Source organism: Microbispora oryzae (assembly GCF_017896165.1).
GTDB classification, from domain to species: Bacteria; Actinomycetota; Actinomycetes; order Streptosporangiales; family Streptosporangiaceae; genus Microbispora; species Microbispora oryzae.
In genome coordinates this window covers 182,909-200,815 of the sequence record NZ_JAFCNB010000014.1, presented here as the reverse complement: position 1 = coordinate 200,815, position 17,907 = coordinate 182,909, and the positions used below count along the sequence as shown (strand labels likewise).

Annotated in this window: 12 protein-coding genes; 8 read left to right on the top strand and 4 right to left on the bottom strand. The window is 69.3% G+C overall.

The features are described 5' to 3' along the window. The coding region (locus tag JOL79_RS23880; protein WP_307848693.1) for a PQQ-dependent sugar dehydrogenase at positions 1-430 on the bottom strand (430 nt) is incomplete at its 3' end. 257 nt (positions 431-687) lie between these two features. Between JOL79_RS23880 and JOL79_RS23875 the strand changes: the two genes are divergently transcribed. The 3 genes from JOL79_RS23875 (at position 688) to JOL79_RS23865 (ending at position 3,596) form a co-directional block, all read left to right on the top strand. Further along, entirely contained in the window at positions 688-834 is a 147-nt protein-coding gene (locus JOL79_RS23875; RefSeq protein ID WP_210158129.1) for a hypothetical protein, read from the top strand. Positions 835-1,362: 528 nt separating this feature from the next. Beyond that, positions 1,363-2,307: an RNA polymerase sigma factor SigJ gene (gene sigJ, locus JOL79_RS23870; RefSeq protein WP_210158128.1), complete on the top strand. Its 945-nt coding sequence runs from the start codon at positions 1,363-1,365 to the stop codon at positions 2,305-2,307. A 92-nt stretch (positions 2,308-2,399) separates the two neighbouring features. Next, complete coding sequence (locus JOL79_RS23865; protein WP_210158127.1) at positions 2,400-3,596, top strand: NAD(P)/FAD-dependent oxidoreductase; 1,197 nt, start codon at positions 2,400-2,402, stop codon at positions 3,594-3,596. Between the two features lie 68 nt (positions 3,597-3,664). Here the strand turns inward: JOL79_RS23865 and JOL79_RS34300 are convergent, their stop codons facing one another. Next, positions 3,665-6,073 carry a lectin gene (locus JOL79_RS34300; RefSeq protein ID WP_307848691.1) on the bottom strand — a complete coding sequence of 803 codons (2,409 nt, stop codon included), beginning with the start codon at positions 6,071-6,073 and terminating at the stop codon, positions 3,665-3,667. 1,436 nt (positions 6,074-7,509) lie between these two features. Here JOL79_RS34300 and JOL79_RS23855 point away from each other — a divergent pair. The 4 genes from JOL79_RS23855 to JOL79_RS23840 all read left to right on the top strand — a co-directional run bounded on the left by JOL79_RS23855 (position 7,510) and on the right by JOL79_RS23840 (position 13,545). Continuing rightward, positions 7,510-8,901 (top strand): lectin, encoded by a 1,392-nt coding sequence (locus JOL79_RS23855; protein WP_230985339.1) that lies wholly within the window; start codon positions 7,510-7,512, stop codon positions 8,899-8,901. 222 nt (positions 8,902-9,123) lie between these two features. Continuing rightward, positions 9,124-10,962, top strand: coding sequence for a lectin (locus JOL79_RS23850; protein WP_307848690.1), 1,839 nt, complete (start codon positions 9,124-9,126; stop codon positions 10,960-10,962). Between the two features lie 148 nt (positions 10,963-11,110). After that, on the top strand, positions 11,111-12,544 hold the full coding sequence (locus JOL79_RS23845) for a DHA2 family efflux MFS transporter permease subunit (protein ID WP_210158125.1): 1,434 nt from the start codon (positions 11,111-11,113) through the stop codon (positions 12,542-12,544). Beyond that, positions 12,541-13,545 (top strand): sigma-70 family RNA polymerase sigma factor, encoded by a 1,005-nt coding sequence (locus JOL79_RS23840; protein ID WP_210158124.1) that lies wholly within the window; start codon positions 12,541-12,543, stop codon positions 13,543-13,545. The genes JOL79_RS23845 and JOL79_RS23840 overlap by 4 nt, the downstream gene beginning before the upstream one ends. Before the next feature lie 16 nt (positions 13,546-13,561). Here JOL79_RS23840 and JOL79_RS23835 read toward each other — a convergent pair whose 3' ends face one another. Continuing rightward, positions 13,562-15,025, bottom strand: coding sequence for a benzaldehyde dehydrogenase (locus JOL79_RS23835; RefSeq protein WP_307848689.1), 1,464 nt, complete (start codon positions 15,023-15,025; stop codon positions 13,562-13,564). 212 nt (positions 15,026-15,237) lie between these two features. Beyond that, positions 15,238-16,071: an IclR family transcriptional regulator gene (locus JOL79_RS23830; RefSeq protein ID WP_307848688.1), complete on the bottom strand. Its 834-nt coding sequence runs from the start codon at positions 16,069-16,071 to the stop codon at positions 15,238-15,240. A gap of 111 nt (positions 16,072-16,182) precedes the next feature. On the opposite strand from JOL79_RS23830, the gene JOL79_RS23825 reads away from it, so the two are divergent. After that, a complete protein-coding gene (locus JOL79_RS23825; protein WP_210158121.1) occupies positions 16,183-17,721 on the top strand; it encodes an aldehyde dehydrogenase family protein in 1,539 nt (512 codons plus the stop codon). The last annotated feature ends 186 nt before the right edge of the window (positions 17,722-17,907 follow it).

Sequence of the window (17,907 nt, the reverse complement as noted above, 5' to 3'; positions counted from 1 at the left end):
ACTTCAACGTGAACCGGGACAGATTCAAATGCCCCTTCCACTGATCGAACTGCGACTGCGTCCCACTGGCCGGCGCGTCCCCGCTCGGCGTGCTCAACCGAGGCGAGTAGTACAACCACACATACCGATTCGACGCGAACCCCGGATCGACCGCCACACCCTGCAACCCCTCCTCGTCATGGGTGTAGACGTTCAGCTTCGCCGCGACCTTCGTGTTACCCGCCGCATCGGTCACCCGGACCGTGCCGTCACGCGCCGTGTGGATCACCGAACGATTCGGCATCACCGCCAGCGACATCGCCTCACCCAGCTCCGACCCCCCCGACGCCAGCGACACCTGCTGGTAATCGGACGCCGGAATGGTCAGAGCATCAGCCGCGGGAACCGACAGAGCCAAAGCCCCCGGCGTGACAAGCGCCAACGTGGCCACCAACCTCAGCCACGGACGTCGAGACATAACAATTCCTTTCCTGACGTGAAGAAACACAGTCAGGCAAGGCGCGCGCCGCCGCGCTTTTGCCAGAGTACTGTTCCGCGCCCAGAGGTGCCGTCTCTGGTTCCCTCATCCGGCCGCTGATGCGTGGCGGCCGACGAGGGTTGTGGTGGTCACCGACAGTGCCGTGTGGGAATCGGTGCACTCATTTCGAACCGGTTTCGATTAGGGCGGTCCTGCCTTCTCTCCCAGGGGTGAGGGGTGACGAAAGCCGTCGTCAGATGGTGTCCGACGCGGACCCACTGCTCGTTGACATCGCCGTGTCCCGCAGGTGCACGGCGATGGCGGGCTGGATGGGACGGCTCGGCCGCCGGCGGATCGTTCTCCTCGGCGGCAGGTGACCGCGATCGGTGGAGCCGTGCGGGGCGGAAGTCCGCGCCATCACCGCGCCCACGGTGAGGGCCGCTCCGGGCCGAGGCCCGTCTCGTCCGTCTTGCTCGTTCGATCGGTCACGTGCTTCTCCCAAGATGGTCCGCCCCGCCGTAGCCATGACGAACGCATGGCGAAGCGAGGCTGTGGAAGTCGACGTGGCCGGTCACGATGCTGAGAGCCGCGAAGCTCCGCACATCCCGCCCATGTGATCCAGCCATAGAGGTTCCGGAAGGAGCTCACCCCCGGCACCTCGGTACTAATTACGGTCGGAGTGGGGAAGTCCGTCAAGTCCTTAAGCCCACTTATTCCACCATAGGGGCATTCATAGACAGGCTAAGATTAACCACATTCCACTGAAGACCAGCGACGACGCTGGCGGCCGTGTCCGTACGCGCCGCTCAGTCGCATGAAACTTTCACATGTGTCGTACTGATCAGCCGATGCCGCCTCGCGGCCCGCGGAGTCGCGCGGCAGGCGGCGCGGGCTAGCATCGGGCCATGCCCTTGACCGTGAACGACGTCGAGCGATTCGAGGCCAGCAGGCCGCGCCTGGAGGCCATCGCCTACCGCCTCCTCGGCTCCGCCGGGGAGGCCGAGGACGCCGTGCAGGACACGTTCCTGCGCTGGCAGGCGGCCGACGTCGACCACATCGAGGTCCCCGAGGCCTGGCTGACGAAGGTGCTCACCAACCTGTGCCTCAACCAGCTCACCTCCGCGCGCTCGCGCCGCGAGACCTATGTGGGCCAGTGGCTTCCCGAGCCGCTGCTCGCCGGTGACCCGATGCTCGGACCGGCCGACACCGCGGAGCAGCGCGAGTCGGTCTCGTACGCGGTCCTCACCCTCATGGAGCGCCTCTCCCCCAACGAGCGGGCGGTGTACGTGCTGCGGGAGGCCTTCGACTATCCGCACCGGGAGATCGCCGAGATCCTCGACATCACCGAGGCGGCCAGTCAGCAGAGCTTTCACCGCGCCAAGAAGCACGTCGCGGACGGCAGGGCCCGCACCGAGATCGACGAGACCGCCGCCCAGCGGATCATCGAGGAGTTCCTGGCGGCCGCGGCCGGCGGCCAGATCGAGCCGCTCGTACGCCTGCTCACCGAGGACGCCATCTCCATCGGTGACGGCGGCGGAAAGATCCCGGCCCGCGCCAAGGCGGTCGAGGGCGCCGTCGCGGTCGCCAAGTTCCTGCGGGGGCTGTTCGCACCGGGCGAGGCCAAGCGCGCCCTGGCCGGCGGCGCGCCCGAGGTCTACGCCTGGACCGCCAACGGCGGCCCGGCCCTCCTGGCCGTCGTGGACGGCCAGGTCGTCGGCGTCATGTGCCTGGAGATCACGGGGGAGGGCATCGCCGCGGTCCGCAACCAGATCAATCCCGACAAGTTGGAACGCGCGACCGCGCACTGGGCGAATGCCGACCACGGGGAGCCGCTGTTGATCGCCTTCTGATCGCTGTGTGAGGTGCTTCACATCGCGTTCCTGTCAGGAACCGCCGCGCCGCCCGGTTCAAGAGGCAAATCGCGGAAGACAGGAGCACGGCAATGCAGCACCGCATCATCGTCCTCGGAGCCGGATACACCGGAGCGTTCGCCGCCGGGCGCCTCGCCAGGCGGCTCCGCTCCGAAGACGTCGCCATCACTCTCGTCAACGCCGAGCCCGACTTCGTCGAACGCGTCCGCATGCACCAGCTGGCGGTGGGCCAGGACCTCAGACCGCGGCCGTTGAGCGAGATGTTCGCGGGCACCGGCGTCGAACTGAGACTCGCCCGGGTGACGGGCGTCGACGCCGACCGCAGGACCGTCACCGTCTCCGACGCGGCCGGTTCGGAAGAGCTCCCCTATGACACGCTCGTCTACGCGCTCGGCAGCGGCTGGAACTCCCAGGGCGTCCCGGGCACCGCCGAACACGCCTACGAGATCGCCAGTCGCCCCGGAGCGCTCCGGTTGCGCGAGCGCCTGGCCCGCCTCGACGCCGGGCAGACCGTGGTCGTCGTCGGTGGCGGCCTCACCGGCGTGGAGTCCGCCACCGAGATCGCCGAGGCCCGCCCGGACCTCGACGTCGTCCTCACCGCCCGCGGCGGCTTCGGCGACTGGCTCTCGCCCAGGGGCCGCGAGCACCTGCGGAAGGTCTTCGGCAAGCTCGGCATCACCGTCCACGAGCGCACCGCCGTCACCGGCGTCGGAGCCGACCACGTCGCCACCGCCGACGGCACGACCATCCCGGCCGCGGTCACCGTGTGGGCCACCGGATTCGCGGTCCACCCGATCGCGAAGGCGACCACCCTCGACGTCGCCGACTCCGGTCAGATCGTGGTCGACGGCACCCTGCGCTCGGTCTCGCACCCGGACGTGTACGCCGTCGGCGACGCGGCCATGATGATCGGCCCTGGCGACAAGCCGCTGCGCATGTCGTGCGCTTCGGGCCTTCCCACCGCGTGGCAGGGCGCAGACGCGATCGCGGCGCGCCTGACCGGCGGAAAGCTCCCGAGCGTGCCGATCCGCTACTTCAACCAGTGCATCTCACTTGGCCGCAAGGAAGGCCTGATCCAGTTTGTCACCGCCGACGACCGCGCCGTGCGTGCCGTCCTGACCGGACGGTTCGCCGCGCACTTCAAGGAACTCATCTGCAAGGGCGCCGCCTGGAGCGTCGCCAACCCGATGCTCGGACTGCCGGCCCGGCGTTCCCACATCACCCGGGAGCCCGCCGCTACCGGCTCGGCCGTCAAGGGGCTGGTGTAGCACTACCCGGGGCCGGTCCGCGCGTGATCGGCGCGGACCGGCCCGGAGTGGTGAGAATCAGGCGCGCATCACGTGCGGGTCCAGCGCTGGTTGGAGCCGCCGTTGCAGTCCCAGATCGCCAGCTTGGTGCCGTTGGCGGTGGCGTTGTTGGGCACGTCGAGACACTTGTTCGCGCCGACGGCAGTCAGGGTGCCGTCGGAGTTGAAGCGCCACTTCTGGTTGTTCTGCCCGTTGCAGTCCCAGATGATCACCGTGGCGCCGTTCGCGGTGCTGCCGCCGTTCACGTCCAGGCACTTGTTGCCGTAGACCCGCAGCTCACTGGCACTGGTGGAGGTCCACTGCTGGTTGGCCGCGCCGTTGCAGTCGTAGATCTGCGCCTGCGCGCCGTTGGTCTGCGAGGCGCCGGTGACGTCCAGGCACCGGCCGGAGCCGACGCCCTTGATCGCGTTCGTGCCACCCGACGGAGGCGGAGACGGCGAGGAGCTGCCGCCCTGGGGTCCGGCGGCCGCCATCACGGACTGGGCGCCCGACGGCCACTGCCCGTTGGAGACCGTGACATTGCCGGAGACGACGTTGCCGCGGTCGCCGTTGGTCACATTGGTGCTGCCGTTGCTCGACCAGTTGCCGGTGACGGTGAAGTTGCCCATGTTCTCCCCGCCCCAGTAGTTGGCGGTGAGCCAGGTGCCGGTGGAGGACAGGACGTTGTTCCTGACGGTGTAGTACTTGGAACCCTCGTCGAAGTAGACCCCGAAATAGCCGTTGGTCCGCAGGCAGTAGTTGTCGCTGATCACCGCGCCGGGGTTCCACGACAGCGTGTAGATGCATCCGCCGTCGGTCATCTGCTGCATGACGTCGTGCACGTAGTTGCCGACGAGCTGGTTGTTGTTCGCGGTGGTGGCCGTGGTGTACCGCGGCTGGTAGTTGTACAGGCCGCGGTTGGCGTACTGGGTGTTGCCGCCGGGCTCGTTGGCGCCCCAGCCGTACCCGATCGACATGCCGGTGTACGGCAGGTTGTAGACCTCGTTGTGGGAGACGTTGGAGCCGCTGACGTAGGTGGTCAGAACCGAGACGATGCCCCGGTAGTCCAGACCGAGGTCGTGGATGCGGTTGTTGCTGACCGTGATGTTCCGGTTGACCATCCGCTGGTCGCTCGGGTGATGCGCGTCGGCGCGCACGCCGCCGACCACGATGCCGCCGGCCGAGTTGCGGGCGATCTCGGACCGGGTGACCGTGATGTCGCTGGCGCCCAGGCCGACACCGCTGGCGTGCGCGTTGGCGTCGTTGCCGATGCCGATGGCCGTCTGCCCCAGGTTGACGAACTGCGAGTCACTGAAGGTGATGTTGTTGGCGGCCGAGACCTGAACCGCCGCGGGCATCTGGAACCAGTTGGGGCGGGTGGACTCGAACTGCTGGCAGCCTTCCTGGCAGGAGCTCGGCAGGTCTCCGGGCCAGAGCGAGTTGCCCGAGATGTAGGAGCCGGTCTGCTGGTCGGCGAAACCCTGGTTGCTGCTGGGGCCGAGCCAGCTGGTGCCGGTGAAGGTGATCCCGGTGAACGCGATGTGATGCGCGGGCGCGTCATAGGTGCCCCCGACGTCCACCAGGGACTGCAGAGTCGGCAGCTCCACGCTGACGTTGCTCATGTTCTGTCCGGAGAGCGGGATGTAGGACAGCACGCCGGTGGACGGGTTGATGTACCACTCACCCGGGGAGTCGAGGAGCTCGTAGGCGTTCTCGATGTACAACGGCCCGGCCCGGTGCGGGGTGGTGAACGTGTCGTACCCGAAGATGTTGTTGCTCCAGCTGGGCTGCTGCATCGTGATGAAGTTCCCACTGATGCTCTGCACCCGCACGTACCGGTCCGTGAACGAGCCGACGCTCTCAAGCTCGATCCGGTTCTGGTTGGTCAGCGAGTTCAGGTAGCTCAGGGAGCTGCTGGTGAACCTCATGCCGCTGCCGTTGGAGGTGAAGTCGCCGCGGTTCAGCTGGGTGCGGGCACGCGTGGCGAGGGCGCCGTTGACGTACAGCTGCCGGGTGTCGATGCCGGTGCCGACGTTGGCCTGCCAGATGTTCTTCGACTGGTTGGCGAGCGACCAGCCGGTGACCGCCCTGGCGCCGGTGACGACCGGGTGGGCGCCGGCCGCCGCCTGCCACACGACCTGGTATCCGTTGTTGCCGGAGTCGGCGGCGGTCAGGCGCAGCGGCGACGACAGCCGGTACACCCCGTCGGCGAGCTGCACGACGATGTCCCCGGACATGGAGCTGTTCTGCGACCGCACCGCCGTCTGCGCCCCCGAGAGCGAGCACGGCTGGGCCGACGAACACGTGCTGCCGGAGCCCGACGGCGAAACGTACAGAGTCGTGGTGGCGGCGCGGGCCGCGCTGGTCAAGGCGACGATTGTGATCGCCGCGGTGAGTGCCGCGGCGATCAGACCGGCGAGGACCGGTCTCACCACCGCGGCCGGCGAAGACAGATGCACAGGACTTCCTAAGGGGGGTAGGGATGTGTCAGGTCACCCCTCCTTGGGCAGCGTGCCGCCGCCGAAGGGATGGCTGTACGACGACGATCGGCTGTGCCGATCCGGCAACGGGACGGCCTGGACGACGACCCCCGGTTGAGATGGCCACGAGGGATCGACCCGCGCAGGCGAGCTCCCGCGCCGTCAGGGCGAATGACCGGCCACGGTGGCGGGCGGGCAGAACCGCGCTCCCGCACGGCGGCGGCCGTCGTCTGTGGCCGTGGGCCGTCTGACCGGGGCCGCGCCGGACTCCGCGGGTTCGATCCGATCGGTCACGTGCTTCTCCAGGATGGCGCGGCCTCGCATGGCACCACGGGGGTGAAGCGAGGCAATGGAAGCCGACGTGGCCGACCACGATGCGGAGACACGCAGGATGCCTCCACATACCCGCCGATGTGGTCCAGCCAAGGGGCCCCGGAAGGGGTATCTCCCGGCGCTTAGCTACCAATTACGGTCCGTAGGGTGTGACCCGTCAAGACCTTAAGAACACTTATTTCAGGACGCGCACACGAGAGCATTGACCACTGTTGGCATCACTACCACGCTGACCAGCGAGTATTCGTCCCGGCTCGCCGACGCCCGGTTGGCGACTCAACCGATCGACGCCGGGATGTTTCATACTCAAGACGCGACCTTACGAGCGGCCGCCCACAGCGGCCCTCTTCCCGCCGGGGCCCATGCGGACACTATCGGCCGGCCGGCCGCGCGTGAATGTTTCATGCTTACCCATCCGCCAGAAAACCCGCACCCGCCGAGATCCGCCGGAAGAGAGCCCGGCCCTTGCAAGCCCGGTGAAGTCGGGAGAACCGGTTCTTGACAGCCAGTCTGCTGGTCGTATTGGCTTCGCTGCACCCGCCACCGCGACCCGCTGGCCGAAGGGAGCACGCGCTGTCGACTGTTAGCGCTAACAGTGCCATGTGACCGCCGAGGCAAGGGCTCGGCCCTGCACCGGACGTACGCAGGCCTGTTCGTGGACCTTCGGGAAGGAGGTTCCGGAGGCGAGTGACACTTTCCGACCTGGTGGGAGCCTGATCGCGGCCAACCGGCGCCCATGCGATCCGCCGCTCAGGACGACGCGCGGCACCGGTGGCTTTTCAGACCGAGGGTGGATATGTCGACCAATGTCCGTTCTCCTCCGCCCGCCCGGCACAGGCGCCTCCGCACGCGGGAACCTCTCGGTCTCCAGGTGGCGGACAAGGCTGGATCGGTATCTGGCGTGACGATCCAGGAGATCCGCCGCCCGGGGCCGCCCGTTCCGTCAGCGGCACATCGAACGCGACGGGAGCGCCTCCCTCAGAACCGCCGGTGACCCCTCCGGCGCGACCGAGAACACGATCCAGACGGACATCGCCAAGGCATGCGTATCACTGTCCGTAAAACACATGGAGGTAGATAAGTTGCGACACAAACCCCTTCTCACCGCCGTCGCCGCGGCGGCACTCCTCGTTCTGGGCACGGGTGGCACGGCACTCGGCGCGTCCGCGTCGACCGCGTCGTCCACCTCGTCCGCGTCCAAGGCCGTCGCCGCGGCGGCGACCTCCGGATGCGGCAAGACCCCAACGATGAGAAGCGGCAATTACACGATTCAGAGCAGCGGCAAGAGCCGCTCCTTCATTCTGAAAGTGCCGGACAACTACAACAACAACACCCCCTACCGGTTGGTCATGGCCTACCACTGGCGGGGCGGAACCGCCGCCGACGTCAATTCGGGCGGCACGGACGGGGACCTCTGGTCCTATTACGGTCAGCTGCGGCTGTCCAACAACACCACGATCTTCGTCGCCCCCCAGGGCATCGGCAACGGCTGGGCCAATTCCGGCGGCGAAGACGTCACCTTCACCGACGACATGCTCAATCGCATCGAGGCGGATCTCTGCGTCGACACCACGCAGCGTTTCGCCATGGGTTTCAGCTACGGCGGCGGCATGAGCTACGCGATCGCCTGCGCCCGGGCGTCGGTCTTCCGCGCGGTCGTGGTCTACTCCGGCGCGCAGCTCAGCGGATGCAACGGCGGCACCCAGCCCATCGCGTACATGGGGGTGCACGGCATCGGGGATCCGGTGCTCAACATCTCCAATGGACGGGGACTGCGTGACACGTTCGTCAGGAACAACGGCTGTACGGCCCAGAACCCGCCCGAGCCCAGGTCGGGCAGTCTGAGCCACATCGTCACCGCCTACTCGGGATGCCGGTCCGGATATCCGGTGGTGTGGGCGGCATTCGACGGTGGTCACACTCCCGGTCCGATCGACGGGTGCACCTGTGAGGGCTGGAGGACCTGGACCTCCGCCGAGGTCTGGAAGTTCTTGACGCAGTTCCAGACCACTCCTCCCGGGTCCCCCTCTCCCTCTCCCACCGCCTCGCCGTCGCCCAGCGCCTCGCAGTCTCCGCCTCCGTCGGGTGGCACGAACGCGATCAAGGGTGTCGGTTCCGGCCGGTGCGTGGACGTCACCGGCAGTTCGCAGTCCAACGGCGCGCAGGCGCAGATCTACGACTGCAACGGCCAGGCCAACCAGCAGTGGACCCTCACCAGTGCCAGTGAGCTGCGGGTCTACGGCAACAAGTGCCTGGACGTCAACGGCGGCAGCACCGCCAACGGCGCCACGGTGATCATCTGGGACTGCAACGGCCAGAACAACCAGAAGTGGCGCTTCAACTCCGACGGCACCCTGACCGCCGTCGGCGCGAACAAGTGCCTCGACGTGCCCAACAACGCCACCGCCAACGGCACCAAGCTGGCGATCTGGGACTGCAACGGCGGTTCCAACCAGCGCTGGACCCGCGTCTGAGCGAGCCGGATCACAGCCGGTCGGCAGTCTCACCCTCCCCGCGGAGAACCGGGCGGTGAGGAAGGCCGGGGCCCACGGGCGGAACGTCCGTGGGCCCACCCCGCCGGCCGGAACGCGGTCACGCGTCCTCCATCCGAAAGACCCGTCGAATCACTCGCGCCGCGGGAGAGGCGTTTTCCACGAGAAGAGGCGCGGGGTGATCACTAACCTGAAGGAAATCTCGTGAAAATCACCGGTAAACCCCCGAACCAGGGGTTCGCCAAGCGCTCACTCGCGTGGATCGTGAGCCTGCTCTGTTTGATGTCATTGCTTCCGGCCACCGCGGCGCGGGCGGACAATCCGATCGTTCAGACGATTTACACGGCCGATCCGGCCCCGATGGTCTACAACGGGCGGGTCTACCTCTACACCGGTCACGATGAGGACAACTCCACGTACTTCACGATGAAGGAGTGGCGGGTCTGGTCGTCGGCGGACATGGTGAACTGGACCGACCACGGGTCGCCGTTGAACATCGCGAGTTTCTCCTGGGCGAAGTCGGACGCCTGGGCGGGGCAGGCCGTCTACCGCAACGGCAAGTTCTATTGGTATGTCCCGATGACGGTGCGGGCGACCGGTGCGATGGGCATCGGCGTGGCGGTGTCGGACAGTCCCACCGGGCCGTTCAAGGACGCCATCGGGCGTCCGCTGGTCAGCAACGGGCAGATCGACCCCACCGTGTTCATCGACGACGACGGGCAGGCCTACCTCTACTGGGGCAACCCCGACCTGTGGTACGTCAAGCTGAACGCGGACATGGTCTCCTACTCGGGCAGCCCCACCAAGATCAACCTGACCACCGCGGGCTTCGGCACCCGTACCGGCACCGCGAACCGTCCCACCCTGTTCGAGGAGGGACCCTGGGTCTACAAGCGCAACGGCCTGTACTACATCGTGTTCGCGGCCAAGTGCTGCTCGGAGTTCATCGCCTATTCGACCGCGCCCGGCCCGACCGGCCCGTGGACCTACCGCGGCACGATCATGCCGACCCAGGGAAGCAGTTTCACCAATCATCCGGGTGTGATCGACTTCAACGGCGGTTCGTATTTCTTCTACCACAACGGGGCACTGCCGGGCGGCGGCGGATACACCCGGTCGGTCGCGGTGGAGAAGTTCGCCTACAACGCCGACGGCACGATCCCGACGATCAACATGACGACGACGGGGGCGCCGCAGATCGGCACGCTCAACCCGTATGTCCGTCAGGAGGCCGAGACGATCGCCTGGGAGTCGGGGGTGGAGACCGAGCCGGTCACCGGCGGCGGGATGAACGTCGGCTTCATCGAGAACGGCGACTACGTCAAGGTCAAGGGTGTGGGCTTCGGGTCCGGCGCGTCGTCGTTCAACGCCCGGGTGGCCTCCGCGAGCAGCGGCGGCAAGATCGAGCTGCACCTCGACGGGGTCAACGGCACCCTGGCCGGCACGTGCACCGTGCCGGGGACCGGCGGCTGGCAGACCTGGACGACGGTCACCTGCCCGGTCAGCGGCGCCACCGGCACCCACGACCTGTACTTCAAGTACACCGGCGGCAGCGGCAACCTGTTCAACGTCGACTGGTGGCAGTTCAACGGCGGCGGATCCACGTCGAGCCCCTCGCCGTCGCCGAGCGCCTCGCAGTCTCCGCCTCCGTCGGGTGGCACGAACGCGATCAAGGGCGTCGGCTCCGGCCGGTGCCTGGACGTCACCGGTAGCTCGCAGTCCAACGGCGCGCAGGCGCAGATCTACGACTGCAACGGCCAGGCCAACCAGCAGTGGACCTCCACCAGTGCCAGTGAGCTGCGGGTCTACGGCAACAAGTGCCTGGACGTCAACGGCGGCAGCACCGCCAACGGCGCCAGCGTGATCATCTGGGACTGCAACGGGCAGAACAACCAGAAGTGGCGCTTCAACTCCGACGGCACCCTGACCGCCGTCGGCGCGAACAAGTGCCTCGACGTGCCCAACAACGCCACCGCCAACGGCACCAAGCTCAACATCTGGGACTGCAACGGCGGCTCCAACCAGCGCTGGACCCGCAGCTGACCCTCAGCTGAGTCCCGCCTGATTCGCACCACCCCCTGGCCGGTCCGCGCCGATCACGCGCGGACCGGCCCCGGCTTCTGTCCGCCGGCCCACCGGAAACTTCCGGGAGACGCGATGAGTTCCGGCCGGGCCGCCGGTAAGTATCGGCGTGCCTACGAACACCAAACCCGGCTGGGTGCTCGCTCTGACCTCAATCGCCTCCCTCATGGTGCTGCTCGACGCGATGGTCGTGACCACCGCGCTCACCACCATCCGGCTCGATCTCGGCGCCACGATCGAGCAGCTCGAATGGACCGTCAACGCGTACACGCTGACGTTCGCGGTCCTGCTCGCGACCGCGGCCGCGCTCGGCGACCGGTACGGGCGGCGGCGCCTGTTCACGATCGGACTGACCGTCTTCACTGTCGCGTCGGCCGCCTGCGCGCTGTCTCCCGGCATCGGAGCGCTGATCGCCGCCCGGGCCGTGCAGGGCGTCGGCTCCGCGATGGTCATGCCGCACGCCATGGCGCTGCTGGCCGCCGCCTACCCGCCCGAGCGGCGTGCCCGCGCCCTCGGCGTTTTCTCCAGTGTGTCCGGCCTGGCGACGCTCGGCGGCCCGGTAGCCGGCGGCGCGATCGCGCAGGGCGGGTCCTGGCAGTGGATCTTCTGGCTGAACGTGCCGATCGGCGCGGTCCTGATCGCGCTCGTACGCGTCCGGATCCCGGAGAGCACGGGTCCGGGCCACCGGCTGGACGTCGGCGGCCTGGCCCTGGCCGCCGCCGGTGCTCTCGGACTGGTCTGGGGACTGATCAAGGGCAACGACGCGGGCTGGACCAGCCCCGAGGTGCTCGGCTCGCTCACCGCCGGCGTGGCGGCCCTGGCCGCGTTCGTGGCCTGGGAGCTGCGGGTGGAACGGCCGATGCTGCCCATGCGGCTGTTCGCGAGACGGGGATTCGCGGCGGGCAACGCGAGCGGCTTCCTGCTCTACACGGCGATCTTCGGCTCGGCCTTCCTGATGGCGCAGTTCTTCCAGGTCACCGAGCACACCGGGCCGCTCGGCGCGGGCGTGCGGATGATGCCGTGGACGGCGACCCTGTTCCTGATCGCCCCCGTCGCCGGAGCGCTGATCAACCGGGTCGGCGAACGGCCGCTGCTGACGGCCGGTCTGGCCGGGCAGGCGATCGGATTCGGATCGCTGGCGCTGCTGGCCACGCCCGGCCGTCCGTACCCGCAGCTGATCCTGCCCTTGGTCATCGCCGGCTGCGGCGTCTCCCTCGCCATGCCCGCGGCGCAGAACGCGACGATCGGCGCCGTCCCGCGGGAGTCGATCGGCACCGCCTCCGGCACCTTCAACACGCTTCGCCAGCTCGGCGGTGTCTTCGGCGTGGCCATCCTGGCCGCGGTGTTCACCGCGCAGGGCGGATACGGGTCCCCCGAGGCGTTCGCGGCCGGATTCCGCCCGGCGCTGGGCGTCGCGGCCCTGCTCAGCATCGCCGGCGCCGCCGCCGGCGGGTGGATTCCCGGGCGGCCGGTATCCTCCGAGGCGGCGGCACCGCCGGTGCCGCGGCCGGTCGGCGCGGACGCGCGGACGGCCGTGCGATGACCGCCCGATCCCTGACGCGGCCGACGAGCGAGGAGCACAGCCTGTCCGACAGCTTCGCCGAGCTGACCGACCCGCACCGCCGCGAGCTGCTGGTCTACTGCTATCGGATGCTCGGGTCCATGCACGACGCGGAGGATCTCGTGCAGGACACCATGCTGCGGGCCTGGCGCGCCAGAGACAGCTACGACGGCGAGCGCGCCTCGATCCGCACGTGGCTCTACCGGATCGCCACCAACGCCTGCCTCACCGCCCTGGCCCGCGCCGACCGCCGGGTGCTGCCGTCCGACGTCGTCGACCCGGCGGCCGAGGTGCGGTGGCCGCTGCCCGACGGCCGTGAGACGCCGTGGCTGGAGCCGATCCCCTCGGTGCTGGTGGCCGACCTACCGCAGGATCCGGCCGCGGTCATCACCACGCGCGACAGTGTGCGGCTCGCGTTCGTGGTCGCGCTGCAGCGGCTCCCGGCCCGGCAGCGAGCGGTGCTCATCCTCCGCGACGTCCTCGCCGTCCCGGCCGCCGAGGTCGCCGAGACGCTGGGCACCTCCGTCGCGTCGGTCACCAGCGCGCTGCAGCGGGCGCGTGCCCGGCTCGCGGAGCTCGCCCCGGCGCAGGCCGTCACGTCCGCGCCGGACGACGCGGGGGAACGCGCGATCGTCGAGAGATACCTGGAGGCGTTCGTCGAGGGTGACGTCACCGGGCTTGTCTCGTTGATGCGGTCGGACATCGAGCTGGAGATGCCGCCGGTCGACACCTGGTACGCCGGTCGCGAGCTCGTCTCCGCGTTCTTCGCCAGCCGGGCGGCACCGGGCCGGTTCCGCGCCCGCGTCGTCGGGCTCAACGCCGCGTTCGGCGTGGCGCTGTACCGGACCGACGGGTCCGGCGGCTTCGACGCGCACCAGATCACGCACCTGACGATCGAGGGCGGGCTGGTCGTGCGCATCGTGTCGTTCGTGGACCCGTCGCTGTTCCGGATGTACGGCCTCCCCGCGGTCTGGCCTGAGTAGAGCGGGATGGGCGCCGTCAGAAGGGGTAGCGCGCCGGCTCGCCGCGCATGGTGATCCAGCGGGTCTCGGTGAACGCCTCGACGTTCGCCGCGGCGCCCCCGAACCGGGCCCCCGTGCCGGACGCTCCCACGCCGCCGAACGGCGCGTTGGCCTCGTCGTTCACGGTCTGGTCGTTGATGTGCACGATGCCGGTGGGGATGCGTTCCGCGACGGCGAGCCCCCGCATCACGTCACGGGTCACGATGCCCAGCGAGAGCCCGTAGTCGCCCGCCGCCGCGAGCTCCGCGGCCTCCTCGGCCGAGGACACCCGGGTGACCGGCGCGACGGGACCGAACACCTCCTCGGCGAACGCGGGCGCGGTGAGAGGAGCGTCCGCCAGCACGGTCGGCCGGTAGAAGAGGTCGTCGTACGTCCCGCCGGACACCAGTCGCGCGCCCTGCCGCACGCTCTCCGTGACCATGCGGTGGACCTTGTCACGCTGGCCCGCGTCGATGACCGGGCCAAGGGCGACCGTGCCGGACTTCGGGTCGCCCACCGGAAGTCCGCCGGCCTTCTCCGCGAGGCGTTCCACGAAGTCGTCGTAAAGGCGGGCGGAGACCAGGTGGCGTCCGGTCGTCATGCAGATCTGGCCCTGGTGGAAGAACGACCCCCAGGCCGCCAGGTTCACCGCCGCGTCCACGTCGGCGTCGTCGAGCACCAGCAGCGCGGAGTTCCCGCCGAGCTCCAGATGCGCCCGCTTCAGGTGCCGCCCGGCCAGTTCGCCGACGCGCCGTCCCACGGCCGTCGAGCCGGTGAACGAGATGACCCGGACGTTCGGGTCGGTGATCAGGGCCTCGCCGACGTCGGCGCCGCCGGTCATCACCTGCAGCACACCGGGCGGCAGCCCGGCCTCCTCGAAGACGCGCGCCATCAGCGCGCCGCCGGTCACGGCGGTGCGCGGGTCGGGCTTGAGGATGACGGCGTTGCCGAGGGCGAGCGCCGGGGCGACCGACCGGATGCCGAGGATGATCGGCACGTTGAACGGTGAGATCACCGCGACCACGCCCGCCGGCGTCCGCCGGGCCATGGACAGCCGCGGCTGTTCGGACGGCAGGATCTCGCCGATCGCCCGGCTCGGCAGCGAGGCCGCCTCGTAGCACTCCGCCGCGGCCACGTGCAGCGCGAACCCTGCCATCCCGGGCACCGCGCCGACCTCGCGGACGTTCCAGCCGGAGATCTCCTCGGCGTGGCGTTCCCACAGGTCGCCGGCTCTGCGCAGGACGGCCGCGCGCACGGGGTGCGGCGTCGCCGCCCACTCCCGCTGGGCCCTGGCCGCCGTCTCCCCCGCCTCGGCGACGTCCTCGGGGGTCGCCAGCCCCATCCGGCCGAGCTTCTCACCGGTGGCCGGTTCGACGACCGCGTAGTCACCGCCCCGGCCGGCGGTCCACGCGCCGTCCTTGAAGATGTTGCCCTGCCAGTCGACGCTGCCGAGAAGTCCCACAGCGGGCGTCCTTTCGTGTGTCGATGCCGCGGGCATGGCGGAGCCAGGCCGGGGACACCGGGGATACTTGTGGAGGCCGGGCGGGGCCGCGGCCGGTTGCCGCGGCGCCTGCCCTGGAGATGCCGGAAAGGTGACCCGACCGTACGTTCCCCTCAACACGCTAGCAACAGGGCGTCCCGGAAGTTCGAACGCGATTTGGCTGACCGGAACGGCTACGTCCGCGGCCGGTGGCCGAGCCGCCGGGAGATCTCGGCCGCGGTGCGCCGCAGTGGCGCCTCCAGGCGTCCGGCCAGCGCGTCCACGCCGGCAGGCGCCAGGGTGAGGTAGACCGCGACGTTGATCGCCGCCACCACCTCGCCCGACCGGTCGCGCACGGGCGCGGAGAACGATCGCAGTCCGGGGGCGAGCTCCTCGTCGTTCACCGCCATGCCGCTCTGGCGCACCTTGGCCAGCAGCGTCACGAGCTGCTCCCGATTGGTGATCGTCTTGGGCCCGCGGCGGGCCATGTCGGTGTGGTCGAGGATCTGCCGCAGCGTGGCGGGATCCTTGTACGCCAGCAGCACCTTGCCCATGGACGTGCAGTACGCGGGCAGGCGGGAGCCGACGTGCAGGTTGAGGTCCATGGCCAGGGCGCTGCGCCGGACGCTGCGGCGCCGGTCGACGTAGACGACGTCCGGCCCGTCGGACAGCCCCAGGCTGACCGTGAACCCGGTCTCGTCGGCCAGCGCCTGCAGCAGCGGCCCGGTGACCCGGGTCAGCTCCATCGAGTCGACAGCCGCGAACCCGAGGTCGACGGCGCGCGGGCCGAGGAAGTACTTCCTCGTCTCCGGATCCTGCTGGAGATACTCCAGCGCGGTCAGCGTGACCACGTACCGGTGCGTCGTGCTCTTGTTCAGGCCGACCGCCCGCGCCAGATCGGCGATCCCGAGCACCGAGCGGTTCCCGGTGAAGGCCGACAGGACGCGCAGGCCGCGTTCCAGTGAGACGGAGTGGGCGGGATCGGCCGGGGGGCGTCCAGGCCGGCGAGGAGAATCCTCTTCGGTCACGCCGGTCAGCATATTGTCCCGGAGTTCCAGATATCAGAACGTATTTGACTACCGGCCCGATCGCATGGCTCGCTCGGCCGTGCGGACGACGTAGGGAGAGGATCGAGCCAGATGGCCGCAGGAGGGCGCGCCGGCGACGGGTGGCGCACGCCGTTCACCAGTGATTCCACCGGTCGTGCCGCCGGTCGTTTCGTCGGTCATTTCGTCGGTCATTTCGTCGGCGGGGAGTGGGTGGCCGCCGGATCCGGCCGCACCTACCCCGACCGCTCCCCGTGGTCGGGGGAGGCGCTCTGCGAGGTCGCCGCCGGCAACGCCGAGGACGCGCACCGGGCGATCGCCGCCGCCCACGAGGCGTTCGCCGGCTGGGCCGGGGAGCCGCCCCGGCGGCGCCAGCAGATCTTCCTGCGCGCCGCCGACATCCTGGAGAGCCGCCAAAGGGAGGTGCTCGACGCCCTCGCCGACGAGACCGGGTGCGGGCGCCACTTCGGCGACGTCCAGCTCGACTTCACCCTCAAACTCCTCCGCCAGGCCGCCCACCTGGCCTACCGGCCCATGGGGGAACTACTGCCGTCGGACGTCGAGGGCACCCAGGCCATGGCCGTACGGCGTCCGGTCGGCGTGGTCGCGGCGATCGCGCCGTGGAACGCCTCACTCACCCTGGCGGGACGGGCGATCGTCGGGCCGCTCGCCCTCGGTAACACAGTCGTGCTGAAACCCTCGGAAGAGTCCCCCTACACCGGTGGCGCGCTCTGGGCCGAGATCCTGCACGAGGCCGGCCTGCCTCCCGGCGCGTTGAACGTCGTCACCCACGCATCGGGCGAGGCCGGCGACATCGGCGCCGCGATGCTCGAGAGCCCCCTGGTCAAGCGGATCAACTTCACCGGGTCGACGCCGACGGGACGACGTCTGGCCGAGAAGGCGGGCAGGCAGCTTAAGCGCGTCGTGCTCCAGCTCAGCGGGCAGAACCCGCTCATCGTCGCGGGCGACGCCGACGTCGGGTACGCGGTGGACGCCGCGGCCTACGGCGCCTTCGTCCATCAGGGACAGGTGTGCATGTGCGCCCGGCGGATCTACATCGAGCGCCCGCTCGCCGGGGAGTTCGCCGAACGGTTCGCCGCCAAGGTGGCGGCACTGCCGGTAGGCGACCCGCGCGACCCGGAGACGGTCGTCGGCCCGGTCATCAACGAGTGGGCCCTGGCCCTCCTCGACCGCCGCGTCACCGAGGCGGCCGAGCTGGGCGCCCGTGTCCTGGCCGGCGGGGTTCCCCAGCCGCCGTGCTATCCCGCCACCGTGCTCACCGACGTCCCCGACGAGGCCGAGATCGCCCACGGCGAGACCTTCGGACCCGTCGTCATCCTGGAGACCGTCGGCTCGGCCGAGGAGGCGGTCGCGAGGGCCAACCGGTCGGATCTGGGTCTGGTCGCCTCGATCATCACGGGTGACAGCCGCCGCGGCCTGCGGCTGGCCGCGACACTGGAGGCCGGCATCGTCCACGTGAACGACCAGCCCGTCAACGACGAGCCGCACATGCCGTTCGGCGGCGTCAAGGACAGCGGCTGGGGACGTTTCGGGCTCGGTCTCGCCGCCGAGGAGTTCTGCGAGCTCCAGTGGATCACCGTACGCGACCAGGACCGGACATTCCCCTTCTAATTCACCACGATCCGGGATTACAGGACACTCCACCAGGAGCAGCTCGTTCCCGAATGCCGTAATGATGGTTGCAAACCAGACTCAGGGCAGGAAATGGCCCGGTCAGCGAAGGTACAGAGGTATGTGCAGCCCTGATCGCGTCGTTTCCGGACCACCAGGTGGAAGAGCGCTTCCACCTGAGGGAAG

Coding starts and splice junctions, on each gene's coding strand:
- JOL79_RS23825 (WP_210158121.1), top strand. CDS start 16,183: ATGGCCGCAGGAGGGCGCGCCGGCGACGGGTGGCGCACGCCGTTCACC.
- JOL79_RS23840 (WP_210158124.1), top strand. CDS start 12,541: ATGACCGCCCGATCCCTGACGCGGCCGACGAGCGAGGAGCACAGCCTG.
- JOL79_RS23865 (WP_210158127.1), top strand. CDS start 2,400: ATGCAGCACCGCATCATCGTCCTCGGAGCCGGATACACCGGAGCGTTC.
- sigJ (WP_210158128.1), top strand. CDS start 1,363: ATGCCCTTGACCGTGAACGACGTCGAGCGATTCGAGGCCAGCAGGCCG.